Consider the following 24,215-nt stretch of genomic DNA (forward strand, 5'->3'; position numbering starts at 1 on the left):
GAATTCCTCTGCGCCCTGGTGGCTAGCGGTTGAAGCGCTCGACCAGGGCCCGCAGACCCGAAGAAATGCTTTGCAGCTCGGCGCCACGGCTGGCCGCGGCATTGGCGTTGCGCGCAGTGGCCTGCACCGTGCTGGCAACGTTGTTGATCTGCTCGCTGACTTCTTCGGCCACCGAGGATTGTTCTTGCGAGGCAGCGGCCATCTGCTGGCTCATGTCGCTGATGCGCTCGACGGCGGCACGAATGCCCTGCAAGGCGCGTTGCGCCTCCAGCACCTGGGCCACGCCCTGCTCGGCCTCGTTGATACCGAGGCTGGCGATACTCACCGCCTCGTCGGCACCGCTGCGCAGGTTCTCGATGATGCCCTGGATCTGCACGGTCGACTGCCGGGTCTTGGCCGCCAGGGCGCGAACCTCGTCGGCGACCACGGCAAAACCACGGCCCTGCTCGCCCGCGCGGGCCGCTTCAATGGCGGCGTTGAGCGCCAGCAGGTTGGTCTGCTCGGCAATCGCGCGGATCACTTCAGCGGCGAGCATGATGTCCTGGGTCTGCCCGGCCAGGTGGGTGACCGCCTGGTTGATCTGGCTGACGGTATTGGCCAGCAACTGGATGGCCTCGCGGCTGGTGCCAGCGACCTGGCTGCCCTGCTCGGCCAGTTGGTTGGCGGTCTGCGCCTGGACTGCGGTTTGCTGCACATGCTCGGCCACCTCGCCGATGGACGCAGCCATTTCGGTCATGGCGGTGGCGGTCATGTCGGTTTCCGCGCGCTGTTCCAGCAACGCGGTTTCGGTGTTCCTGGACAGACGACTGGAGTCGCTGGCGGCTTCGGCCATCTGCGTGGCCAGGTCGCTCAGGCGGGTGAGCGCGGTCTTGAGCCGCGCTTCTTCGCTGATCAGGATCATCTGCAATTGTGCTGCCGAGCCCAGTTGATCGCTGTAGGTCAGGGCGCTGATCGGGTCGGCAAAGGTGTGATTCGAGCACGCCACGATCTGCCCAAGCTGGCGGCCCAAGCGGCTGTGGGCCCAAAGGCCGATCAGCCCGAACAGGCCAAGGGTAATGCCCTGGCCCGGCCAGCCCGGCAGCGCCTGGTTGGCGGCCACCGCCACTGCACCGGCTGCCAATGGCAGGCTCATCACCTGGCTCAGTTGGGCCAGGCGGCGGCCGGCCGACACCGCAGGCTTGCCTTCACGCAACCGCGCATACAGTTCCTCGGCCCGGCGCACCTGCTCGCGGGTCGGCTTGACCCGCACCGACTCGTAGCCGACCAGGCGGCCGTCTTCGAGGATCGGCGTGACATAGGCGCTGACCCAGTAGAAGTTACCGTTCTTGCAGCGGTTCTTGACGATCCCCATCCAGCTCTGGCCAGCCTTGAGGTACTGCCACATCAGTGCGAACACCGCTGGCGGCATGTCCGGGTGGCGGACCAGATTGTGCGGGCTGCCGATCAGCTCGGCCTGGCTGAAACCGCTCATGGCGGCGAATTCGGCGTTGCAGTAGGTGATATTACTGGCGGTGTCGGTAGCGGAAATAAGCCGCTGGTCCTCGCCGAAAGTCTGCTCGACCGAGGTGACCGGCATGTTGAGACGCACGATAAAACTCCATTTGCTGTGGTCTGCCAGGTTGTCCTGTGCAGCGCACGAACCATTCGTCCGACATCGAGATCAGCCTTCTGCCGAGGTGCTTTGCTGAATACTCTCAGCCTGCTGCCCCCGGTTGAAACTCGATGGCTTTTGGCCTGTCCAAACCGGTAATTCTACGAATTACATCACATTATGCAAATAAAGGTGATGAATCGTGGCGTTGCCTAATGCGCATAGATATCGTTAAGTTCTTGATTCTAAATGGGAATTAAGCGATGACAAATTCAAGTTTGGGTTCGGCCATCAGACGTTACCGCAAGGTAGCCGGGCTCACTCAGGCTGAACTTGGCGAGAAAACCGGTTTTGACCCCAAGACCATCAGTCGCTTCGAAACCGGCACCTACACCCCCAGCGTGGAAGCCCTGTCGACCTTCTCCGAGGCGCTGGGGATCAAACTCAAAGCCTTCTTCGCAGACGAGGACGACGAAGATGAGCAACGTGCCTACCTCTTCGGCGTCATCCATAAGGCCCCTTCCCAGGACCTGGGAAAGCTGATCGCGGCGGTAGACCTGGCCTTGTCCAAGCCTTAGTCCCGGCAACACGGAAAAAGCGGCAGGTTGAACCTGCCGCTTTTTTTTGGTTCTTCACGGAATCCTGGGGGGCTAGGATCCTTGGTTTGGCTTGGCTTGTTCCGGCTGCGGGGGTTTTTATTTTTTTTTTGGGGGGGGGGGGGGGGGGGGGGGGGGGGGGGGCCCCCACACCGAATGGATAAGCTCGCAACCAACCCCACCCCAAGGCTCATAGTCCCCGAAATGTCGTGAAGAACTTTTTTTTGCCTGGGTATCGCACTAACTGGTCAGACCGGTAAAGCCAATTCTCACCCACTCAACCGAAAACCCCTTGGGTTTGCACTGAAAATGACTTTTTTTGCATTCAAAATGAAACTGCTTATAGGTGGTCTGACCAGTTGAATTCGTACAGCTCCTAACGCGCTGGCGGCAATCCATTGCTACACAACCGCTTAGGCGAGAGTCTATTGCGATTATTATTTGATGTACGCGAATGACGTGCTACACCCTCACTAAGGTGGTCAGACCTCCTTTAGCAGCTTTTAGATCACGCGCTAATCGAAATGCACTGGCCGTCAGCTATCCGCTGCTCCTGGGAGAGCGACTGACACTGCTCAAGCGCGGATAGACGCAGACGTTTGATGCCTTGATTGCCGATTTGGGCGATCCTGCCACATGCCTGCAGGTCCTCAGCTGGATGAACCCCAACAAAAGGAAGTCGTGATCATATAGCCCGCGGCTGCGCTACGATTACTTCCAAACAACTAAGGCTGCTCAGGGAGCGGCAGGCCGGAGAAGTATGCATATTTCCAAATTGACCTTGGTCAACTACCGCAACTTCAAGAACACGACCCTTCGATTTCACAAGGGTGTAAATACCATCATCGGAGAAAACGGCGCTGGCAAGTCGAACATCTTCCGAGCGATCCGGCTCCTGCTTGATGACACGATGGTGCGTGCAGCCTACCGGTTGGACGAATCCGATTTCAGCCGTTCGCTCGGTCAATGGCAGGGCCATTGGATCATCATAAGCATGGAATTCGAAGAAATCAGCACCGACGAATCCGTCCAGGCACTGTTCCTTCATGGCACCGCCTCGCTTGATGATGCACCACTGCGCAAGGCTACCTATAACCTTATCTTCCGGCCCAAGAGAGAGATTCGACTGAAGTTGGCTGACGTCGATTTCCTGGACGAAGACCAGCTCGCGGAGGTGCGCAACGCGATCACCATCGACGATTACGAAACGGTCTTCACCGGCCGGAGCTGGGCCGATTTCAGCGATCCCGCCGTTTACGAAAAGATCGTTGGCGACTTCGATTTGTGCAATTTCAATTCGGAGACGGAGTTTCCGGAAATCGGAGCGAAGGTGCCCGGATTTCTCTCTGTCACCAAAGAGGTCACGCTGACTTTCATTCAAGCCCTGCGTGACGTTGTTGCCGAGTTTCACAACAACCGAACCAACCCTTTGCTTACCTTGCTCAAGAGCAAAAGCGGAGAGATCAACCCTGCCACAATGCAACCAATCACTGAGATGGCTCGTGAACTCAACACCTCCATTGAGGGCCTGGAGGATGTGCAATCGGTTCGCAATCATATTCGCGAGACCATCAAGGACGCAGCGGGTGAAACCTACTCGCCAGCTTCACTCTCGATCAAATCTGATTTGCCTGAGGAGGCCGATAAGCTTTTCCAGTCCCTGCGGCTTTTCGTGGGTGAGTCCGAAGAAGGGTACGAAGGTGCAATACATGAGTTGAGCCTGGGCGGGGCCAACCTCATCTACCTGACGCTCAAGCTCCTGGAGTTCAAGTATCAGCGCGAAAAACAGGCCATGGCCAACTTTCTCCTGATCGAGGAACCGGAAGCGCATATCCACACTCACATTCAGAAAACCCTGTTCGACCGCATCGCCTACAGCGACGCGCAAATCATCTACACCACCCACTCCACCCACATCTCCGAGGTGAGCAATGTCAGCAACGTCAACATTCTGGGGCGTCATGGCTCCTTCTGCGAGGCCTACCAACCGGCAACGGGTCTTGAGCCCACCCAGGTCACCAGCATCCAGCGCTATCTCGACGCAGTGCGTAGCAATCTTTTATTCGCCAAGAGCGTGATTCTCGTCGAGGGTGATGTAGAAGAAATCCTGATCCCGGTGCTCGTCAAAAAGGTGCTGGGGTTAAGCGTTGACGAGCTAGGCATCAGTGTCATCAACATCCGCAGTACGGGCTTCAAAAATGTAGCTGTCCTGTTCCATGACCTGCGCATCCGAAAGCGGTGCGCCATCGTCACAGATCTTGATCAGACCTTTTTCGATACCACGCCACTGCCCACCGATACCTCAGCCATCGCTGAGAAAAAAAACAAGGCCCTCGGTTCGCAGAAATCAGGCTCAGAACGCCACGCCGACCTGAAAGGATTCACGGCTGGGAATCCATGGCTTGCAACTTTTTACGCCAAACATACCTTCGAAGTCGACTTTATCGCTGCCGGAAACCATAACTCCGTTGTTCAGACCGCTCCAGAAGTCTACAAAGACGCGAAGACGATCGAACAGGCGACGGAGGATCTTCAATCCGGGCAACTGTCGAGAATGGGAAGTCGAGCGCTGACGATGGCCAAGCAAGAGGGAAAGGGTTGGTTCGCCATCCTGCTTGCCGAGCACCTCACCCACCAGGTCCAGATTCCCGCCTACATCCTGCAAGCCATTCATTTTGCACATGGCGAGTTCTCCCGTCCGCTGCTGGCCAGAATTCTCCAGCATCGCGCCGAATGCCTGTTCGGCACCTGGCCGGCAGCAGCTCCAGTGAAGACAGATTTCCTCCTTGAGGTGGAGCGCTTTGAGAAGGAGCAAATCAGCCTACAGGACCTCAAGGCGGCGGTCGCTCACAGACTGCCCGAGGACAGCATTACCGCCTTTATGACGGAGATCATTTGATGTTCACCTGGGATCCGCGGGAGCTCAATTGTGAGCAAGCGGCGGCCGTAATTGAACCGTCGAGCATTTTCCTGACTGCGTGCCCCGGTAGTGGCAAGACACGCACCCTCACCTACAAAATAGCCTACGAGCTGTCACGCCGCGCTGACAAGCGGATCGTTGCAGCCATTACCTACACCCACCGCGCCGCCGATGAAATCCAGGAACGTATCGAGGACCTCGGGGTCGATACCTCCGGGTTGTGGATCGGCACGATCCATGCGTTTTGCCTGGAATGGATCATCAAACCCTACGGGATTTACTGCCCCGCGCTCGCCCATGGTTACCGCGTCATTGATACGCATGATCGTGAACTTCTACTGGAACGACTGTGCACCCCATATCGAGGAGTGACCCACTGGGATTGCGACTACTACGTTACCGAGGCTGGGTATCACCTCGGCTGTCCGGACACTCGAAAGCACCAGGCGATTCACAAGGTGCTGGCAGCATACTTTGAAGAGCTTCTAGCGAGTCGTCAGATCGATTTCGAGCAGATTCTGTGGCATGCCTACACCCTGATGCGCGATCAAGCGCACATCGCACTGCTATTGTCCCGCGTGTTTTCCCACATGCTGGTGGACGAGTATCAGGACACCAAGCAAATCCAGTACAGTCTCTTGACGTCCATACTGCGCGCAGGCTGCGGACAGACCAAGACGTTCATCGTGGGCGATCCAAACCAGGCCATCTACGGCTCACTCGGCGGATACGCAATGCCTGTGGCTGATTTTCGCGCTCAAGCCGGAATCCCAATTAAGGAGATGGCCCTCAGTCGCAACTATCGGTCCAGCGAGCGGATCATCAGTTATTTCTCTAACTTCAACGTGCACGCAACGACCATCAAGAGCGCAGGTGAACATGCCACCTTTCCCAGCCTGGTAACCTACAACCGAGATGTTGCGCATACCGATGTGCACGACGAACTGGTCAGGTTGATTCAGGTGAGTCTTGCCGCCGGCAACCCACCCGAAAACATCTGCATCCTCGCACCATGGTGGATACTCCTGGCCGCAACGACTCGTAAGCTGGTGGCGATGTTGCCCGACCAGCAGTTCGATGGTCCAGGTCTAGTTCCCTTCAGCAACGATCCAGACAATTTCTGGTTCAAACTCTCCAAGATCTTGCTGACGGAATCCTCACCGAGGCTACTGGTTCGGCGAATGCGCTGGGCAGGCGACGTTATCAAAGACCTCGGAGATTTCGGCGTCGACACCACACAGCTCACACCCCGCAGGCTGCTGAGGGAGAGCAACGCGTTGTCGATCGATGAAATGGATGGTCTCCGCTACCTCGACCAAGCCTTTACCGAACTGTTCGTGCGACTGAGCATTTCCGAGGACTGCTTTCCACCCCTTTCCGCGCACCGAGAGGCATTTTTTAGAAGCTCGGCAGCAAGAATTGCGAGACTGCAGCAAGCTGGGGCGACCTACATAAATCAAGTTTTATTCTTCAAGAAGGTATTCCGCGAGCGGACGGGCATCACCGTTTCCACCATTCATGGCGTCAAGGGCGCCGAGTTCGACGTTGTTATCGCCTTCGGCCTCTTGGAAGGTATGGTGCCGCACTTTAATGAAGCAAATGGGAATGTGGCCGCGAGCAAGCTCCTTTACGTATTGAGCTCCCGCGCACGCAAGCATCTTCACTTGATATCAGAATCGGGACGATCAAGGGGGCAATACGGGGTTTATACCCCGACCGAGTCGCTCACTGCGTGCTGCTTCAATTACGACGCTCAGTGAGGCGATCCGCTGGCTTGGACTCCACCAGGATGAACCATCCACTGTACACGGTCGCTAACCGACCCGTTGCTGCCGCTGACCATAGACAGAGTTCGGCCAGAAGCAAAGGTGGCTAGGCCAAGGCCCAGCGGGAATTATCTCGAATTATCTCGCCAACTATAATTGGTCATTTTTTGCCCAGATTGAGTGCTACTGCTCCTACTTTCAATCCTCTACCGATATAAGGCTGCAAGATCTCGCCGAGCGGCCGCCAAATCCGATGGAACCCATATGCAGGATGCGAAAGTCAGGTAAGGGTTGGGCAGCGGATGAAGATCACTGGTCGAGTCGAGATTGAATCAGCCACCGACGTACAACGCGACGTGTGCCGCTGCTCAACCCGTAGATACTGATGGGTTTGAGCTCGCCACTCTTCAAGCACACTGGGTTTCGGTACCATGCGAATCTGCACTCTACTTGACCACCTGTTTGCGTTCGTTCTGACAACCAATTGCATCGGATTTTACCAGCACGTTTTTAACCATGATCGGCAGAAAACCGCCGATTCTATTTAAAAAGTCGGCCCTTCCAAACTGCCTCCATACTTACCGATGGATACGCCTTTTTTGCGCACCGCTACGCGAAATCCGCTCAGCTCAAAGCAAAAATTTCAATCTCAAGCGCGTACATTTCTTCCGTGAAAACCATGGCCGACTTTTTCAACTGAATCACCCAAAAGCGGGCGGTCAAATCGAGCTGCTATAGGCTAATTAAATTGAATCCAAAGCAATAGCGTTCAGTACAAAAAATGTCAGTGCATGCACAGTGCATTTGTGTTTTTCACCGCCCACACATCCTGCTGATATTTGGCCTGCTATCGATCGGCCTCTGCATATTGTCACCGAAGGCTATGGCCTAGCTGTGACCTGACGCAGTGTCGCCCTATTCGTAAAACTGTTTAAATGCGGTGAGGCATGTTGTGTCATAGGCGATCAGCAAGGTCAATCATGTAAGATTTAACTCCAATATCGGCCTCGTACGCTCGATGCTGTAGGCCAAGCCGTACTATCGATGATTCCGAGAATCGGTCGTCATGTGAGTCAACCAAGCCCATTCTTTGAGCCGAGCGCAACAGAAGAGCAGTTTCGCTATGTCGAACTCCATAGAGATGACCAACAATTTCTTCTCCACCTCGTTCCAAAAAGTACCTGACACACAGATCCAAATATTCTACTCTCGTATAAGCCTCTCGAATGGATGGCCACCTAACAAGCACGTAATCACTCGGAACTTCCCCATTGACGACCAGGTAGTACGTTTGAAAGATTATGTCTGAAACGGTACTCGTCCCAGATTCGTTTTCACCTTTTTCTCTTCGATGCGTGTCATCCGGTAGCATAAACGGTTCTAGTTTCGTCCCTAACCAGACTTCTTGGGTCCTTAAATGCTCATCTAAACGTTCGCTTGCGTTTGCGATAAGCCGTTGTAACTCTTCTAAAATCGTTTGCTGTTTGGATTCTGCCAGAATTCGCCGCTGCTCTCGGAGAGTAAGGGCAAGGAGGATTACAGAAACAAGCCCTAGAAATGGGTTTAACGTCCCTCCGAGAAAATCACCGAACTCGCCCCACCTCCCCTGATCTGTCGAAAGCGCTCCGTGGAATTGCCAAAAATATAGCCCCATAAGACCGAAAAATAGACAAGTTCCGATGCAAAGACCGATATAGATTCTAAGGATTAGTGTATCAACTTTATACTTTCCGTTATCCATGCACCGTGTCCACAATCTCATCTTCCCAGGGAGCGCTTCACCAAGACTAGTAAATTATGAGCGGGTGATAGAGGAAGTCAGAAAAAATTAAAGTTATGGCATGACGCAATCGATGTTGGGCATCCGGGATGCGATCTCCGCTTTTGGCCGAATGCGGCCAGTACCTGATAGGCTTCTAACTACCGATCACCTCCCAGGGCTCGGTCGGACCGTGAGCGGAACCGGGCCGCTGCAGATCTGGCCAGAGCGGCTATTGGGTAACATCGCTAACCTGTGACGCTATCCCCTTGGCCTCTGGCCGCTGAGGGGCGGTTGTCTGCGAGTAGGCACCGGCCACTTCGGCAAGACGGCAGGCGAACTCATGGCTGGCATGGTTAGTGACACCACCGGGTTTCTCGTGCAAGTTGAAACGCAAGTCTCTGACGGCAGAGTCCCGATTGTCTGGCGGGGCAATGAAATTAATCGGCAAACGGATATAGGCCAGAGCCTCGCCGTGTTCAAAAATTCGGTCGATTTCCAGACCAAGGGTATTTTCATCACGCGGTGGATTGTCGGTGGAGAACCACCCGGTAACCGGTGACGAATTGAAAGCGATGACTTTTGTCACCCTGATTGGGTGGCCAGGCGACCGGGGAAGGGCATAAGCCAGTTGTTGCGCCAGCCCCCCTCCCAATGAGTGGCCGACGGAGGTGATTTTAACCTTGGCTGGGACTTTGCCTTGGGCTATGCGAGTCTGAAGCTCGACCTCGAATGCTTTGGCAACCTGGATTTTGGTTACATTGTATTGGTCCTCCCCCCTAAGCCAAGTCGGGATAAACCACCTGGCGTTGGAAAACCAGTCTTGCTTCTGATCCGCTTCCGTACCCCGAAACACGATGGCCACTTCGGTAACAGTGGCTGGGTCATCGCCCGTACGATGCTCCCAGACGCTGAAGAACAGTTTCGCCTGCTCGGCCAGGTCGGCCAGCTCTTTAGAAGGGAAGTTCGGCCATACATACCAACCTGGTGTGGGAATCAATTGGTTGCTGTAGTCGAGTTCACAGGCTTGGTGAAACCTCACATCCAAGGGGGTCTCGACCGCTTTGATGTTGACGCTCATCAATTGTCGGCTGTAGTCGGGCCATTTCAGATGATAGGAATTGGCAGCGAGAGCAACGTATTCCCAGTACTCCTGCGCGTACTCAGAAAACCGGGGGGCGCCTATGGGATCCCCATAACTGCGTTGATCTGGCTCGCGAACCAGAACCACATCGTTCTTTTGCCACCAGGCATTGCAACTGGCCTGTAGTACGAGCACGATCAAAAGCCCCACTTTCACGCACCTCATAACAGTGACCTCGCGCTATGGCCAAGTGTCGTCTGTGAGGTATAGCACTTCGCATCGGGTTTGCACTTGGGGGCTTGGAGTGAACACGTGTTACGTTTGGACGGTTGCGCATGGCGGCAGAGTCGCTCATGTCTGCAGTTCAGCGATACCAGTTTTTGCCTCGTATCCATTGCAGTAATTGTTCTACGCATTCGACGCCCTGACCTCAAGCGCGCCTTTCGATGCCCCTGGGTTCCTTTTGTGCCGTTGGCTGCAATAGCCAGCTGCGCCACGCTAATGGCCTACCTTAGCTGGCACACTTGGCTCGCGTTTGGAGGTTGGATTTCGCTGGGTGTGCTTCTGTATTTTTCTTACGCAAGAACCAACTCAAAATTGACCTTGGCTCGCACAAATTAAGACGCATCCCGAGCACAAGCTGAGGACCACTACCATGGAATGAGCGACCTCAGCTTATCGGTCCAGTCAATAAAACGCGGTCATGGCCAAAACATCTAACCTCACCTGGCTGTTCGGGCTATTCACTGCCAGCATCACGGTGATCTTCGCCGCTCTTGGTGCGCTTATCGAGCGGCTGTCATCGAACACGTCAGGGCCGGCAATCAAGGCCGAGACTTCGCAGTGGTCACCGATGAGGTGCAGGCACTGGTCAGGCGCGCATCTGACGCCACCGGAGAAATCGACCAGCTGCTGGGAGGCTTGGCAGCGCGAACTCAAGGTGTTACCCAAGAGATACAAAAAAGCATGGGCATGTCACTAAGCAGGGCGCAGGTGGTGTTCAAACCCAAATGGAGTAGCATGATCAGAATACGAGCATTGAGACTTGCGGGAGCTTGCGCCAATGAACGAGCCCCAAATTCTTGAGCTTTGTACTGAAAAACCTGCCCAGTGCTGGAGCACTGGGCACCGTGGTTTCGTTGCAAGGCGCCATCAGATTTTGAAAAGAGCTACGCAAGTGCTCGGCAACCAAAAGCTTGCTGAGCGTTGGCTCGTTAGGCCAGCCCTTGGACTTGGCCATTGCGCACCATGCACCCTGTTAGCAAGTCTGCATACGCCGGGTGGGTTGCAGCTAGATCATGCAAGCGGCGCTGCAGAAAACCTTCTTCAAAATCTAAAGTTCCAAGTGACATAGCGGCTTCCTGCATTGCTTTAGTGAGGTTGTAATCTGCGCTTGGTAGCGCTGACGCAATCGCCGTATCCCTCATCATCGTCTCTATCAGAGTAAACCTCTTCGCAAATCTGTTTAGCTTGCTGAGATGGTGAAGCGCTTCGATCTGGGGGATTGCACGAGGGTATATTGGCCGCAATCACCATCGCGATGATGACACCGAGAAAAATTAATCCCTGCCGATTTTCGGTACTCATCGCTCGACTTCCCCGTCAATGCGGCAGCTCACCTACCCTTACGGTGAAGTGTGGATTTCCACCACACGACATCCACCAAGGCTTAGAGATTCCTGACCCTAAAATTTCCAAATGAGAAACGTAAAGCTTTGAGTTTTTTCGGGCGAATGCACTCACTAGCTCATCATTAGTGAGACCATGCTTTGCCACCAAACACTTTAATACGTCTTTGAGCTGGTTCTCAGACAGCGCACTGTAGGGAATTGTCTTCGACCAAAAGAGTTCGGTGCTTCTCCACCCTTCAATGATCCAAACGCGCTTCGCCATGGTCGAATTCCTAAGTAATTGTATTAGTCTTCGGCACCGTAGTACGCATTGCATTTAGGGCACATCCATTTACCTGCGAAATGGAAATCGGATGATACGTTGGCGAGCCGCACCCGACGCTCACCAACATCCCAACAAGAGGTGCAAAATCTTCCCGTCTCACCTTCAAAACTGTAAACGCCTTCACTCGTATAGCTTGGTTGCACCACTCTTTTCTGAGTGAGTTGCGCCTGGAGAAGGGTGATCTGCTCTTGTGCCGCCGCGAGCTTCATTTTAAGTTCGCCGGACTCAAGCTTTGCGTCACCAAGAGCCGAATGCAGATCCGCTACGAGCATTTTAAAATCAGCATCGCCAACTTTTTTTGCTAAGTCGCGAAGCTTGTTTGAAGCGTCCAATGCCTGCTGCAGTAATGCGATGACGTCCATAAAAATTCCTCTGCTACTCAATCAGCACTTGAAAGCGGGCCAGCACATCGTCCATCACTAACAAACCCCATTATCACTTCTCAACAGGGATTTAAGCCTTTAAAAATGATACTTATCGAAGCGTCGCTTGAAAGCTTCCGCAGAGCCTTCCATGATGTTTAACACAGCATTGGCGGTATCAGTCTGGTCGAGCCCACCCACGGCTAATCGCTCACCGCGCCCCTTTTTTACATCAAGTGCATAGACCAAATCAGTGTCAGCATTGACGGGCAGGTTGGCATTATGAGTAGCCAAAATAAGCTGCCGACGATTCTTGACCTTGCGCAGTAAGGGCACCAATTCATGGTAAATAAAGTTCGAATCAAGCTCGTCCTCTGGCTGGTCGATGACGATAGGTCCATCACCTTGAGCGAGTAGAAGTTTGAGAACTGCGGTATTCCGCTGCCCCTCTGAAAGCGCCCGACTTTGGATACTCCCGACCAAGGTGCCATCGGCGCGGAACAACTCAAGATCAACCTGGTCTTCGATGCGGTGCAGCCGTGCAGCGCGCCATTTTTCCTTCTGCTCGACGAAGTGCTTGCGAATGTCCCCGGCTAGCTCCACCAGCTCTTGGGGGACGGGGATTTTTTCAGTCAAGGCAGTTTTGATGTGCAGCCAGGGAGAATAGGCCGCCGGCTTATTAGCGGCCATGTAGCTGTGAAAGTCCGCAAAAAACACCGTGCCGATCCGTGTCCACACCCTTCCGATGCGAGCCCGCCCATCCGGGGCCAGCCCCTCCCAAACCGCTTGGAAATCCGCTTCGTCACCCATCGGCTGAATGAGGATGTTGATCGATCGGTTGGCTTTCTGGGTAATCTCCTCAGCAGTCCGGCTGCGCACGGCCAATTGCTCGGCCCATAGCGTGTGCAACTCATCCAGTCGGGAAGAGAGCTTTTCCACCGCAGGCGCCAAGCCCGCAATTTGCTTTTGCAGTCGCTCCAGGCTTTCCTGTTTGACTTGTCGCGTCTTGTCGATTTCTTGAAGCCGCGCGACATCCTGAGGCTGCAACCCGCGGTCCTGGCAGGCTTGCAGGAAGCCATCCTTGATAGCCGCAAGCTCCGCAGATACCGCATCCCAACCGTCCTGCCGTCGCTCCAGTTCGGCAGCTTCCCGCTGCATGGATGTCATCAACGCGGACAACTGTTCCGAATAGCGCTGGCGCAGCGCCCTCGCTCCGTCGGTATAATTATTAAACCACTCCACCCGGGGCCAGATTTCGATCTTGCCATCGTTCAAGATCCCCGGCTGGGCAAGCTTCTCGGCCGTCAACGCAATAGCTGCCGCATCCTCAGTAAACTGAGCCCTAGCCTTCTCGAAGTATTGACGTCCCGCTTCGGCCCGCTGGAACAGCAGCGCTTCTGCTTGTATCTCCTTGCGGGCCTGCCACTGTCGATTAAGCTCCGACAACTGCTGGGCTACTTCCTTTTCTGACTTGCGCAACTCATCCAATTGATCAGATGCGGCAAAGACCTGCAGGATTTCAGCACGAAGGGTACTTTCGCGAGCCTTCAGTGCTTGCAGCTCTGCAATACAGGCCTCGTCTAACATGCTCAGCAGGCTGCTTTCACCTCCCACGTTGGTGAGGTCGCTCAGTTGCTGCTGGCTGTAGAACTGGATGGGAATCTGCTTCAGGTAAGCCGCAATATCGACGACTTCGCCCTGCACGACTTGATGAGTATCGTCTGGTCGCAGCGAGATGATGTCAACTTGACCGGTCCCCCCTTCCCAACCGATCTGGATTTCGGCATCACCAGAAAAGGTTTCCCGGAGGCGTTCGAACTTCGCCTTGATCGACGCTGAGAATTGACCTGCCGTGTCCCTGGCAAACGCAAAGCGGAGGAGCTCCATCAGGGTCGATTTGCCGGTACCTCGACCACCGATAATCGTGTTCAGGTTGGGTGAGAAGTGAACCTCCTGGTCAGCGAGGAACGTCAATCCGCGGCACTTCAGAAAGACAATGCGAGGGTGCGTCTGCTCATCCGAGGGGCGGTTCTCCTGAATTCTGAGCCGTGACGGGCCATCCTGGAAAGCCTGACGAAGAGCTGCGATGGAAGGCTTCGAGGCTTTCACCCAGGTCGAGCGATAACCCAGTGAATTTGGTAAAGGGCGTCCATCTTCGCCCACCGCCAGTGATTTGGCATCGGAGGATTGGACGTAAGCCGGCTGGCGACCGCGTCGAGACCAATCCCGATTACTTCCATCCAGGATCGACCGGATCTTGGGCGGCATCGGATAAGTGGTGACCTCAACCGCAAGCAACTGGGGTATCTGGTAGTCCGCGATATTGTTGGCCGAAGACAATATGCCATCTGCTTGATCGGCATGAGCCGCGATCACAATTCCATCATGATGTTGAACAACTTCGATCAACTCTTTCAGGCTGAGGGTGCGCCCTTCACGACGCAACTGCATAGGCGCCCCTGCCCGGAAGCGCTCATGTTCGGCCAGCCCAAGCTTGGTAAGAATCATGTGCAGACGTTGAATATGCAGCTGTTTTCTGGCTGGCTGGAAGAGGCAGAGAACATGGTAGCCAATGTCCACTTCAAACCCGGGAAAAATGGCCAGAGGATCACGTCCCAGCTCTCTTGCCACAGACTTGTTTTGTTCCACGAGGTGGGTGAGGAACCAGTCTCGAGGTTCGGATCTCTCCGAAAAATTATGATCGGTGATGCCAATCATCTCGAGTTCGAGCTCATGGCAACGTCGAAGAAAGCGCTTGGCCTTCTCTTGGATCCCCAGTTCGCAAGCTTTCCCGTCCACGAGCGGGCGACGGTTATGCAGGCGCAGATCATCGTCAGCCCAGTGGCGATTATCCTCCGGAGTTTGAACCTGAAAGTCCGTTTTGAACCAACGCATGCCCTGATAATCGCCCATAGCACCCCCCAAGTCCGTTTCCCAGTTCGCTGGAATACCAGCATGCTGCCATATTGGCAGCATACAGTTTCCGCAGGGGGGTTGAAACGGAAGGTGGAGCCTGGGGAGGTCGCTTGAGCAGCACAAGACGATACACTGTCCTTATCCGCAAGGCGTGTGGAAGGCATCCGTGCGGGAAGGCTCACGCCACGGTCACGCCCCCTCCATCACCTCAGTAAACACCATATGCGATCCTGACAAGGTGCTCACAGACTTGGCGATATCCTTGGGTATCGACCAGAAGACTGCAGGGAATGCGCCTGTCCAGGCCAAGCGCCGGACGGGTTAGCCATTCCAACGCCAGACGGTCGTTACCCAGAACGTAAGCCGCCAGATTTCGAACCTGTTGCCGACGCGCTACGAAACAACGGAATTGGCTGCTCCAGCAACGGGAGCGTACTGAAGGACAAGGTCCGAGTAGATCTATCGCTTGCATATGGGCCTCTCCGATACCACTTTGTACCCTAGGGTCTGGCTTACATTACTGCAATGGTCGATCCGAAGCGCTGCTCTGGGATGACCGGCAGCCCCATGGCGTGAGCAGGGAAACCTTGCGACATTGGGGGCTTTGCGATAGCGTAGCGAGACGTCGCTCCATGGTCGACGTGCTGCCCACCCCAAGAGGCCTCACTGGCCGCAGCTAACCGGATCGAACCATGACCATCACTGTAATCTCTTGACCTGAGCCTTTCCGGGCATCGGGGATAGCGGGTGGGCGTCTCCGATGTCGCTCCGAATGGAGCAACGGAGAAAACTCATGGTTCCCAACACACCTCTTGAAACGATCAGAGTCCAGGCCAAGCGCCTACGCGACCTGTTTGGTATTGACCTGACCACCGCCAAGTATGTATTGGCGCGAGGGCCGTATGGCTGCACCGACTGGTCGGATCTGTGCGCCCGCTTGAACGAAGACCTTCCATTTCAGAACGCCCTGCAGCTGGCCGAGCTACCCCAGTCCCCGATCGCTGCCGCTTACTTGGCGAAGCATCTCCGCAGACTAGCCTCCTCGGTCAGTCAGCTGATCCTCACCAACCGCAACCTGCCAGAACTCTGCGAAACGCTGCGACAAGTCTTCGCCTTCCCGGGCAACCCCGTGACGCTGGCAGATGTGTTACAGCCCATCACGCCGAGTGCATGGCTGCCGACCGAAATCAGTCCGGATCCGCACGCGGTCATCCAGAGCCGGGTCTGCATCAACGGCGTAGAAATGCTGCTGCTGGGAACTCGAATTTTCTGGCCTCGGCTGTTTACTTTTGATGCCGAGATCACTGTCGAGGCAAGCACGGCTGAACCTCTTGGTGAAGACCTCAAAATCATGTGGGAGATCGACCCGTGGTACCGAGCGAGCCGCGACTATCTCCTCGAGTATCAGCGTGGCGACGACTGCGATGACCTGCCGGACTTCATGGAACCTCAGATCACTGAATGCCCGCGCATGCTGCAGCATCGACACTGGCTCGCTAAGTGCCTGACGGGCTGGAGACATGAGCGCCGCTACAACGCTGAAGGTGAGGAATTCATTCCGTTTGTGTACCAGGGCCACGCCTATTTGGTATTTGGCGTACCTTGCCCCGAGACGGTTACACCCTCCCCACTGCGCCGCCAGTACGTGCAGTTCTCGGACGACGACAGTAACCGTTACCAGGTGATCCTGCTCGATGGTCAATCGGTGCAAATTGAAATGCTCATTGTGCCCGAATCACATGAGCGGCAGGACTGGCAATACGACGACTATCACCGCAGGCTGTGCAACGACCTGTTGGGGGGCGCCGCCGCTGACGGCTGGATCAGCTCGCCACCTGGAGGTTGGGGCGACTTGCTGTTTCTCAGTCCGGCCTGCGACTTCAGCCTGGAATGCGAGTTGCGGGTAAAGATCAAGCCCGAGCCCGACGAGACCCTTTGTACCCTGCAAACCGATAACCCTGACCTGGCAGTGGTAGTACTGGAGCGTGTGCACAAGGGACAACTCACGTACTACGAAAATACCGTGTCCGGAGCAAGCTATGCCATGCGCCTTGACCTGCCGCCGAAGCCCGCCCGCGCAGACCTCAGCCTGTCACTCAATTTTATCGAAGAAACGGTCTTTCAAAGCACGCATTTGATCGGCCGACGCGTAACCCACACGGATGAGAGCGGACAGGCGCTCTACCTCGAGATCAAACCCGCCTTGCTCAAGCTGGTGCAACGCCAACCGCTGAAGGTGCTGAAGAAGGCCATCTGCGAAGGGCAGATCCTGCGCGTCCAAGGCCTACCCGAGCAGCTGCAGGAGGCGCCCGCCTTGCAGCCCGATGCGTCAGTGCGTGAGTCGGCTGACGCCTGGGCGTCCAATCCACTGACGGAGCCCTTCTTCGACGGCGAAGGGCAGCTGCTCTTCCGATCCATCAACTATCAGCGCGATAACTTCTAACTGGAAGGTCAGCGACGTGGCTAACACTGCGTGGCTGACCAAACGCCTACCTGCCCCATCCCTCACGACCGAATCCGTGCCCTCAACGTACCCAATCACCAAAAGGTATCGAGGGATCGATATAGCGCGCTGCAGACTGCACATCCCGCCACCCGACATAGGCCATCAAATTCTCAGTGCTCCATTGGTTGCGGCTGGCCCAAGTGGCAAAACCGCGGCGCAGCGAGTGCGCCGAATAGCCTACGGGGTCGACACCGCTGCGCAGCAGCGCTTGGCGCAGCAGACGTGACACGCTGTTGGGGTTAAGCGGCTGCTCGCTGAGATGCCCCCAGCGATCGATCCCACGAAACAGCGGGCCCCGCTCGATGCCACTGAACTCCAGCCATTGTTCTGTGGCCCGCACTGGGCACAGGCGCTTTAGCGCCGGCATGGTCAGGTTACGGCCGTGGTTGTCGCGGTCGCCCTTGCTGCTCGGCAGAAACAACTGCATGCCCTCGCCCGCCGCGATCCGCACATGCTCAGCCTGCAGCCGGCACAAGTCATCGCCGCGGAATGCCCTCCAGAAGCCCAACAGGATCAGGGCCTGGTCGCGGGCCGCTCGGAATCGAACCGCGGGTTGCGCACTGTGCAAGCCGGCGCTCAGTCCGTCGATGCTGGCTTCCAGAACCTTCAACTGCAACGCCGGGGCCTGCTTGACCGGCTGCGGGTGCACCGCCTGGATACCACGCAGCGTGTCGCGCACCTGCGCCGCCTTGGTCGGATCAGCGAAACCGCGTTGCTGGTGCCACTGCGCCAGCGCCGCCAGGTGCGTGCGCAGGGTGCTGGCGGTCAGCAGGGCACCATAGGTGGCCAAGTAGCGCACCACGCTGGCACTGGACGCCGGCAGCAAGCCGCCCCACTCCCCTTCGAAGTGCTCGACGGCCTGGGCGTAGCGGCGCGTGGTGCTGGCGCGCCGCGCCGCCTGCTGATAACGCTCCGCGTCGCTCACTTGACCTCCCGTGTACCGTCTGCAAGCGCGACATCCACCCAAATTGATCATCACGTTCGAGAAATCAGTATTCTTGAACGTCAGTCCGTCGCCTGTACATGGCCGGACCCTACGCTTGGTGTACGTGTACGCGCATACTGCCTGTACGGTACGAAATCGTCGGAGTCAGACCATGGCCCGCTCCGGAATCAACAAAGCGCTGGTGCAACGGGCGCGTGACGCGCTGCTCGCCCGAGGCGCTCATCCAAGTATCGAAGCCGTGCGGGTAGAACTGGGCAACACGGGCTCCAAAAGCACCATCCTGCGTTACCTGCAAGAACTACAGACGGCTGAACCGCACCCGCCGAACGTCAGCCTCGATGAAGAACTGCATACCCTTATCAGCAGTCTAGCCCAGCGCCTGGCCGCCGATGCCCAGGCGGCCGTGGCGGCGGACCGCGCACGCCTGCAGCGACAGCAGGCGGCCTACGAACAGCAGCGAGCGATTGATCAAGCCCGCTTCGAGCAGCTGAAACTCGCGCATGATGCGCTGTCGACCGAACGACGTGAGGCGCAGCAACGGGAGCAGGCGCTGTACCAGCACGTACAGCAGCTCGAGGGTGAGCGACAACGTCTGCTCGCCGGTGAACAGCATCAACTGCATCTGCTGGAGGAGCGCGCCCGACAGATCGCTTCGCTGGAAGACAAGCATCAGCATGCCCGGGATGCTCTAAGTCATTACCGACAACAGCATCTGGCGCAGCGGGAGCAAGAACTGCAGCGGCATGACCAGGTGGTGCAGCAGCTGCAACTGGAGGCGCGCCGCCTGCAGGAGCAACTGATGAGTAAACAGGAAGAGTTGGCCCAGGTATACCGCGACCTTGAGCGGTTCACCCGCGAGCAGCAGAGCCAAGCCCTGGCACTGCGCGACAAGGTCACAGAACTACAGCGTCTTCGGACGACCCTTTTCGAGACCCACAGCGCATGGCAGGCAGCCGAGCAGCACGCCCAGGCGCTGCACGTGGAGCATTCTGTGTTGCGGGAAAAGGCCCGTCGTTATGTGCTGGACCATCGAGATGACCGCCGAGCCTTGCGCGCCCAAGCAAAGCTGCTCCACGATGAGAGTCAGAGGGTTTCGACGCGGACGCGAGACGGTGGCGGCTGAGCGCTGTCCTCCATGCCGCGAGCGGAGGACCGATGCGGAAACTAAACTGTCACGATTAACGAAGCAGAGCAGGCCAGTGAAACGAACTCTTGAAGGCATGACTTTGGCCGGCGAACCTCTGTTGCGTCAGGCCCTGGAGGCGATTCGCGCCCTCCACCTGGCAGAAGACTCCGGCGCCTCGGCAGATGAGCTGTGCCGCCTGCGCCTGTATTCGCCACCTATCACACCACTGAAAACGTGCAGAAAATCTGCAAAATTACGGCGACTTTCCCGCGGCGGCCCAGGCACATCAAGGCTTTCAGAGTTTCGAAATATCTGCGGAATTCGTAAGCGTCCGCTCAATTCACCTAGCGTTAGTCAGGCCGGCATCCACTAATGCGGTAGCAACTGGGTTGATGGCACACTGGACACGGTTGCTCCAGTTGCAGGCATTCCTGAACGACTTGAGCTTTGAACGTTTTGGAATAAGAGCTTCGTTGGCGCATGGAAATCCTAGCATTAAGGGCGATGGTGTCTGCGTAAATACGCGGACACCATCGCCCTTAATGCTGGAGTTCGGAAGGTTATTTCGCCGGACGCTTACCTTCATCTGCAAACCAGCGCGCTTTCAGACTCAACATTTTGAGATGCGCTCGCCTAACCGCTCGCGCGCGTACTTCCGCAAGGCAACTGACCCTAGGTCGTCGAGGACCGAGAACGGCAGCGGCTGCGGCGCATCAAGTATTCGGCGCGCGGGGTGATTGGATTCAAGGAGGTCTAGAATCTGCTCGGCGGTCTTACGATTGCGTGCTGCCATCGCGTTTGCCCCCACAAGGAGAAGGACTTGGCGGCGGTTGACGCTAGCAACACTCGTGAAGATTTTTAAGGCAACCTTGGAGTCAGCATGCGCGCCGACCAAATGAGCGGCATGAGCGGCCATAACTGCCGGCGAGCGCATCAGGAAATTCGGACCTAAATGCGCAGTGACGCTAGAGTCAAGTTTCTCTGCATCGGCGAGCGCCATGAGAGCATCAAGACGTATCCCGCGTGCTCCGTTGAGCGTGACCAGGTTTGAGATCTTTCTTTGAATCACACAGCTACACAAATTCGCTGCGACGGTCAGCGCTATCTGGCTGAGGGTTCGATCGCGAGTGGTATTGGCCAAATCGAGCAGCTTATCGCCAATCGGGTCTGCCAATGGGCCGCTGTTTGCGAGAGCAATCACCGCTTCCCGGGCAATGCTGTACGTCTCCAGCTCCGCAGTATGAATATCGGCACTCGACCATTGGTCGCCCATCAGCTCCATAAGAGTCTCAAGGTGATCGACATGAGGTCTCTCGCTGATGACGGAAACAAGGGCACGCCGGACTTTCGCGCTGGGATCAGCTGACAACGCGAGCAGGAATGCCGGCAGCGTATCCGAGTAGGAGGACGCGAGGTCCAATAGTGCGGCATGCCTAGCGTCAGCCCGATTGTGTCGGAGTGCGAGCTCAACTAGCGCGGTATCGCCAATCTCGATCGCCGCTTTAGTCGCCGCGAGAGCATCCTCTTTGCCTTTGGCGCTCTTGAGCCAGAACGCGACTTGCCGAGAGGCATCGCCACCACTTGCAACAATCACCGGCACAGTCACGGCAAGCGTTTCCAAATCCAGCTCAAATGCACTATCGATCAGAATCTTGAGTGCAGTGGCGCTGACACCTGTAGGGCCACAGTGAACTGATCGGAAAGCCTCGATGATTTCGACCAGTTCTGGAGAAAGGTGCTCGGTCACCTGATGCCGAGCTGCCACCCTATCCTCGACATCTATCTGAGAGCTCGCCCGCTCGACATCTGCGAGCAGAATAAGCTGCTGGCTAGGCTTTGCATAAAGGCTCTTTATTTCATTGACCATAAGACTTGGGGCATGGGCCAAAGCAGTCTCAGTAAGTGCATTACGTAGGGGGAGAGACGCCACACGATCTGCGATCCGCATTTCAAGCGCCTGCTCTATTTCAGGTAGCCAATGTCGACCAAGCGCCTCCCAAACCTCCGGTTCGGCATCCAACCCTTTAGCGCATGTGACGATCGCGCTGATTTCAGCTTGTGACCCAGGATTTTTGTTCTTACGCAGATCCCGCGCCCAAGGGCCAACCAGCTCGGCCATGCGCGAATGCTCAGCGAGCACCTTCCATTGCCCAGCGCAACGCAAGTGTCGAACATAGACATCGACGAAGACACCCGACGCGTAGCCATCATCTTCGTGATACGACTGCATCGCCTCTTCGGCGACAGCGTCGCGCTCTCCATCCTCGATCGCACGCCACTCTTCCGCATAAGATTGGTCGTAGCCGAGCTGAATCGCGGTAAGGTTGTCGAGTGCGGAATTGACAATCACTTCGTAACCTTCGAGATCCCGGATGGCGCCCGTAGCGACCACGATTGCGTTCTCCTCATAGCCTTTGCCGACCATCTGTCGAGCTGCATCGAGATACGCACTGGTGAGATCGACCGCGATACGGTCAAGGCGCTCGACAAATCGGATACCGTAACTCTCTCGGTCGAGCCCCAACTCTTCGCGAATGAAACGAGTGGCGACCAGGCGAGAGCGTGGGTCTGCAAAGACCAGTGAGTACCAGGCGTCGTCAAACACCGGTGGTTGCCAATCGTCGATAAAGGCCGACGCGCCACGCTGTGTGCCGTTGAGCAGCCAATAGGCAATGCGGCTCGGTATCGACGCCGTTGATCCCACTTCCGAGGCAAGGGCGAGCAGGGCTGAGAAATCCGACGCTGGGTCAAGCAGCCCCTCATCTAGCCAAGCATCTATAGCGACCTGGCTACTGGGGTCAATCTTGAAAGGGACATCAACATCGCTGTGCTCGGCGAAACGTCGCGTAGCCTCGAAAACGCGAGCAGCGGTTTCCATGCCCCAGGCGCGGTGTTCATCGGACAGTTGCGTCAATGCCGAGATTAAGGACTGGATCGCTTCCTCGCTACCCAGCCACTCGCGCATTACAAAGACCTCGAATCCCTGTCGAGCGCTCGGATGAGCGAAAGAAATGGTACGCGATGGCTGACGCAAGTGACATGATGCCACCATCCGATCAATCAGTTTATCTAACCCCTCGCTTAGATGGCGATCAAGTGGGCGCAACGTACGTTTCAAGGGACCGAGTTTACTTCGATCGATCTGACGTCGGGCCGCAAGTAGAGCCCAAACTATCGCAGCGATTCCCACTGTATCTGACACCTCCAGCGTACTAACGACAACGCCTTCGACTGCGTCTCGATGAGCTTGCTGGAGCAATCGTCTAGAGAAGGCGTGATCTTCCTCCCCCTCCTCGGCTCCCTGTGCTAGTTGCTGAAAATAAATGTCAATCTCTAAAGGAGTCTCGAGCTCGGACAGCACCTCCCTGCGAAAATCGTGGGCTTTTGTCTGCAAGGCAGGGGGAAGCTGGTCCATTCGGTTGTCGTACATTTGGCGAAGCTGCCCGCCCAGATACTCAGAGCTGTCGAGTTCTACTGACCACTGATTCAGAACCTCCTGTGCTTTGCGCATCATGTCCGTACGCGATGTGATGACAAACTGATGCGCGGGCGACGCTTTTGCTAACAAGCGCGGCAACTGATCCGTCCAGCTATCCGCGCCATCTCGCAAGCGATACTGGCCCCACGGATCCTCAATGTAAAACAGGGTCGGTCCGCAATCGATGAGTTTTCTCGCACTGCTCGGCGTGTCGTCCGCGCCAAGCACCACCACTTCCAAACTGCCCTCGCGCTCTCTTGCGAGCTCGCAGAGTTTGAGCGCAGCTTGCGTTTTACCCGAGCCGGACGGACCACGGATCACAATTGCTCCCTTGTCTGTCAGCTGCTTGTCCATCTCGTGGAAGTTATTCGGTGGCACGAAATGCTCCAGACTGGCATTGCTGGAGAGGAACCCGCCGTAGGCACGGACCGTCGTGAGTAGATCCTCACGAGTCCAAATTCCGGGCTCAGTACCTCGGGTACGCCGCTTTGCCTCAAGCCGCAGTTTAGCGAGCAGACCCTCCTGCTTCGGACGCGGAACGTGCAGCAAGTCGGTCATCAATTCGCGCATATCAGAGGCGAGTTGTTTTTCCGTTAGGTCGGCCCAAATCGCGACGCGGCCTTCCGGTGATGTTTGGAGGATGTCCGTAAGACTGCTGGGAAACTCGCCCTTGTCGGGTGTCTCTTCAAAACCGTTGACTAGGAGACCTCTGGCAACACCTTTCACGCCGGAAGTCGTGACGAGGAGATAGCGAGTATTGAGGTCGTCAAGATGATGAAGGGCTTTGCGCCGGCCGCCAGCTTTGTCGGATCCATGCGTCAGTAAGCTTCTGAAGTCGTTGATAGACCACGGCTCGCCTGTGTTCCGTTTTACCTGCACCACAAGCTTATATGCACCGGCTATCATCGCGCTTGACTGCATCCGCCCCGGAACTTGGGGCTCAAGGTCTGCCTCAAGATCCTCCTCGTTAGCGGGTTCAAGCACCAGGCGCGTTGCAGCCTTGGAGATGAGAAGCAGCTGTAAAGCAGCGAGAATCGAGACATCGAGCTGATAGTCGAAGCCAAGCTGCGCTGCAGCTGCGCCGCGGATTGAACCCATCGAACTCATTACCTGTTTGTCCTCATTTCCATGTCATCCAATCTCAGTCGCTTCGAGCGCTCTCACCATCGCAGCCATGACACGTGAGACCCGGACCTTTAGATCCCATGC

16 protein-coding genes and 1 pseudogene are annotated in these 24,215 nt (G+C 56.2%); 7 read left to right on the forward strand and 10 right to left on the reverse strand.

Annotated elements, in window-relative coordinates:
- Positions 1-22: 22 nt before the first annotated feature.
- Together KHO53_RS01530 and KHO53_RS25870 are read right to left on the reverse strand one after the other, a co-directional pair.
- Positions 23-1,132: a methyl-accepting chemotaxis protein gene (locus tag KHO53_RS01530; protein ID WP_414867358.1), complete on the reverse strand. Its 1,110-nt coding sequence runs from the start codon at positions 1,130-1,132 to the stop codon at positions 23-25.
- Between the two features lie 174 nt (positions 1,133-1,306).
- A pseudogene (locus tag KHO53_RS25870) lies at positions 1,307-1,576 on the reverse strand (PAS domain-containing protein); the annotation flags it as partial.
- A gap of 278 nt (positions 1,577-1,854) precedes the next feature.
- Here KHO53_RS25870 and KHO53_RS01535 point away from each other — a divergent pair.
- The 3 genes from KHO53_RS01535 to KHO53_RS01545 all read left to right on the forward strand — a co-directional run bounded on the left by KHO53_RS01535 (position 1,855) and on the right by KHO53_RS01545 (position 6,867).
- Entirely contained in the window at positions 1,855-2,169 is a 315-nt protein-coding gene (locus KHO53_RS01535) for a helix-turn-helix domain-containing protein (protein WP_010222571.1), read from the forward strand.
- A gap of 778 nt (positions 2,170-2,947) precedes the next feature.
- On the forward strand, positions 2,948-5,086 hold the full coding sequence (locus tag KHO53_RS01540; protein WP_213569889.1) for an AAA family ATPase: 2,139 nt from the start codon (positions 2,948-2,950) through the stop codon (positions 5,084-5,086).
- Positions 5,086-6,867: a UvrD-helicase domain-containing protein gene (locus KHO53_RS01545; protein WP_213569890.1), complete on the forward strand. Its 1,782-nt coding sequence runs from the start codon at positions 5,086-5,088 to the stop codon at positions 6,865-6,867. Before KHO53_RS01540 ends, KHO53_RS01545 begins: the two co-directional genes overlap by 1 nt.
- A gap of 961 nt (positions 6,868-7,828) precedes the next feature.
- On the opposite strand, the gene KHO53_RS01550 is transcribed toward KHO53_RS01545, so the two are convergent.
- Together KHO53_RS01550 and KHO53_RS01555 are read right to left on the reverse strand one after the other, a co-directional pair.
- Positions 7,829-8,614 (reverse strand): hypothetical protein, encoded by a 786-nt coding sequence (locus KHO53_RS01550; protein ID WP_213569891.1) that lies wholly within the window; start codon positions 8,612-8,614, stop codon positions 7,829-7,831.
- Positions 8,615-8,864: 250 nt separating this feature from the next.
- Complete coding sequence (locus tag KHO53_RS01555) at positions 8,865-9,926, reverse strand: lipase family protein (RefSeq protein WP_213569892.1); 1,062 nt, start codon at positions 9,924-9,926, stop codon at positions 8,865-8,867.
- A 102-nt stretch (positions 9,927-10,028) separates the two neighbouring features.
- Between KHO53_RS01555 and KHO53_RS25760 the strand changes: the two genes are divergently transcribed.
- Together KHO53_RS25760 and KHO53_RS25875 are read left to right on the forward strand one after the other, a co-directional pair.
- Positions 10,029-10,337 (forward strand): amino acid permease C-terminal domain-containing protein, encoded by a 309-nt coding sequence (locus KHO53_RS25760; protein ID WP_349628457.1) that lies wholly within the window; start codon positions 10,029-10,031, stop codon positions 10,335-10,337.
- A 180-nt stretch (positions 10,338-10,517) separates the two neighbouring features.
- Complete coding sequence (locus KHO53_RS25875; RefSeq protein WP_502937686.1) at positions 10,518-10,802, forward strand: methyl-accepting chemotaxis protein; 285 nt, start codon at positions 10,518-10,520, stop codon at positions 10,800-10,802.
- Between the two features lie 516 nt (positions 10,803-11,318).
- On the opposite strand, the gene KHO53_RS01570 is transcribed toward KHO53_RS25875, so the two are convergent.
- The 4 genes from KHO53_RS01570 to KHO53_RS25880 form a co-directional block, all read right to left on the reverse strand.
- Positions 11,319-11,609 carry a hypothetical protein gene (locus KHO53_RS01570; RefSeq protein WP_213569894.1) on the reverse strand — a complete coding sequence of 97 codons (291 nt, stop codon included), beginning with the start codon at positions 11,607-11,609 and terminating at the stop codon, positions 11,319-11,321.
- A gap of 23 nt (positions 11,610-11,632) precedes the next feature.
- Positions 11,633-12,034 (reverse strand): hypothetical protein, encoded by a 402-nt coding sequence (locus KHO53_RS01575; protein ID WP_213569895.1) that lies wholly within the window; start codon positions 12,032-12,034, stop codon positions 11,633-11,635.
- Between the two features lie 99 nt (positions 12,035-12,133).
- The gene (locus KHO53_RS01580; RefSeq protein ID WP_213569896.1) at positions 12,134-14,947 is read right to left on the reverse strand and encodes a TrlF family AAA-like ATPase; all 2,814 of its coding nucleotides are present in this window, start codon (positions 14,945-14,947) and stop codon (positions 12,134-12,136) included.
- Between the two features lie 211 nt (positions 14,948-15,158).
- Entirely contained in the window at positions 15,159-15,422 is a 264-nt protein-coding gene (locus KHO53_RS25880; RefSeq protein WP_213569897.1) for an antitoxin Xre/MbcA/ParS toxin-binding domain-containing protein, read from the reverse strand.
- Between the two features lie 321 nt (positions 15,423-15,743).
- Between KHO53_RS25880 and KHO53_RS01590 the strand changes: the two genes are divergently transcribed.
- On the forward strand, positions 15,744-17,393 hold the full coding sequence (locus KHO53_RS01590) for a hypothetical protein (RefSeq protein ID WP_213569898.1): 1,650 nt from the start codon (positions 15,744-15,746) through the stop codon (positions 17,391-17,393).
- 82 nt (positions 17,394-17,475) lie between these two features.
- On the opposite strand, the gene KHO53_RS01595 is transcribed toward KHO53_RS01590, so the two are convergent.
- A complete protein-coding gene (locus tag KHO53_RS01595; protein WP_213569899.1) occupies positions 17,476-18,381 on the reverse strand; it encodes a site-specific integrase in 906 nt (301 codons plus the stop codon).
- A 172-nt stretch (positions 18,382-18,553) separates the two neighbouring features.
- Here KHO53_RS01595 and KHO53_RS01600 point away from each other — a divergent pair, with 172 nt between their 5' ends.
- Positions 18,554-19,525, forward strand: a complete 972-nt coding sequence (locus KHO53_RS01600; protein WP_213569900.1) for a DNA-binding protein — start codon at positions 18,554-18,556, stop codon at positions 19,523-19,525.
- 613 nt (positions 19,526-20,138) lie between these two features.
- Here KHO53_RS01600 and KHO53_RS01605 read toward each other — a convergent pair.
- The gene (locus KHO53_RS01605; protein WP_213569901.1) at positions 20,139-24,113 is read right to left on the reverse strand and encodes an nSTAND3 domain-containing NTPase; all 3,975 of its coding nucleotides are present in this window, start codon (positions 24,111-24,113) and stop codon (positions 20,139-20,141) included.
- Positions 24,114-24,215 lie beyond the last annotated feature (102 nt).

This window comes from Pseudomonas sp. RC2C2 (assembly GCF_018390435.1).
Lineage (GTDB): Bacteria > Pseudomonadota > Gammaproteobacteria > Pseudomonadales > Pseudomonadaceae > Aquipseudomonas > Aquipseudomonas donghuensis.

Coding starts and splice junctions, on each gene's coding strand:
- KHO53_RS01530 (WP_414867358.1), bottom strand. CDS start 1,132: ATGAGCCTGCCATTGGCAGCCGGTGCAGTGGCGGTGGCCGCCAACCAG.
- KHO53_RS01535 (WP_010222571.1), top strand. CDS start 1,855: ATGACAAATTCAAGTTTGGGTTCGGCCATCAGACGTTACCGCAAGGTA.
- KHO53_RS01540 (WP_213569889.1), top strand. CDS start 2,948: ATGCATATTTCCAAATTGACCTTGGTCAACTACCGCAACTTCAAGAAC.
- KHO53_RS01545 (WP_213569890.1), top strand. CDS start 5,086: ATGTTCACCTGGGATCCGCGGGAGCTCAATTGTGAGCAAGCGGCGGCC.
- KHO53_RS01550 (WP_213569891.1), bottom strand. CDS start 8,614: ATGGATAACGGAAAGTATAAAGTTGATACACTAATCCTTAGAATCTAT.
- KHO53_RS01570 (WP_213569894.1), bottom strand. CDS start 11,609: ATGGCGAAGCGCGTTTGGATCATTGAAGGGTGGAGAAGCACCGAACTC.
- KHO53_RS01575 (WP_213569895.1), bottom strand. CDS start 12,034: ATGGACGTCATCGCATTACTGCAGCAGGCATTGGACGCTTCAAACAAG.
- KHO53_RS01580 (WP_213569896.1), bottom strand. CDS start 14,947: ATGGGCGATTATCAGGGCATGCGTTGGTTCAAAACGGACTTTCAGGTT.
- KHO53_RS25880 (WP_213569897.1), bottom strand. CDS start 15,422: ATGCAAGCGATAGATCTACTCGGACCTTGTCCTTCAGTACGCTCCCGT.
- KHO53_RS01590 (WP_213569898.1), top strand. CDS start 15,744: ATGGTTCCCAACACACCTCTTGAAACGATCAGAGTCCAGGCCAAGCGC.
- KHO53_RS01600 (WP_213569900.1), top strand. CDS start 18,554: ATGGCCCGCTCCGGAATCAACAAAGCGCTGGTGCAACGGGCGCGTGAC.
- KHO53_RS01605 (WP_213569901.1), bottom strand. CDS start 24,113: ATGAGTTCGATGGGTTCAATCCGCGGCGCAGCTGCAGCGCAGCTTGGC.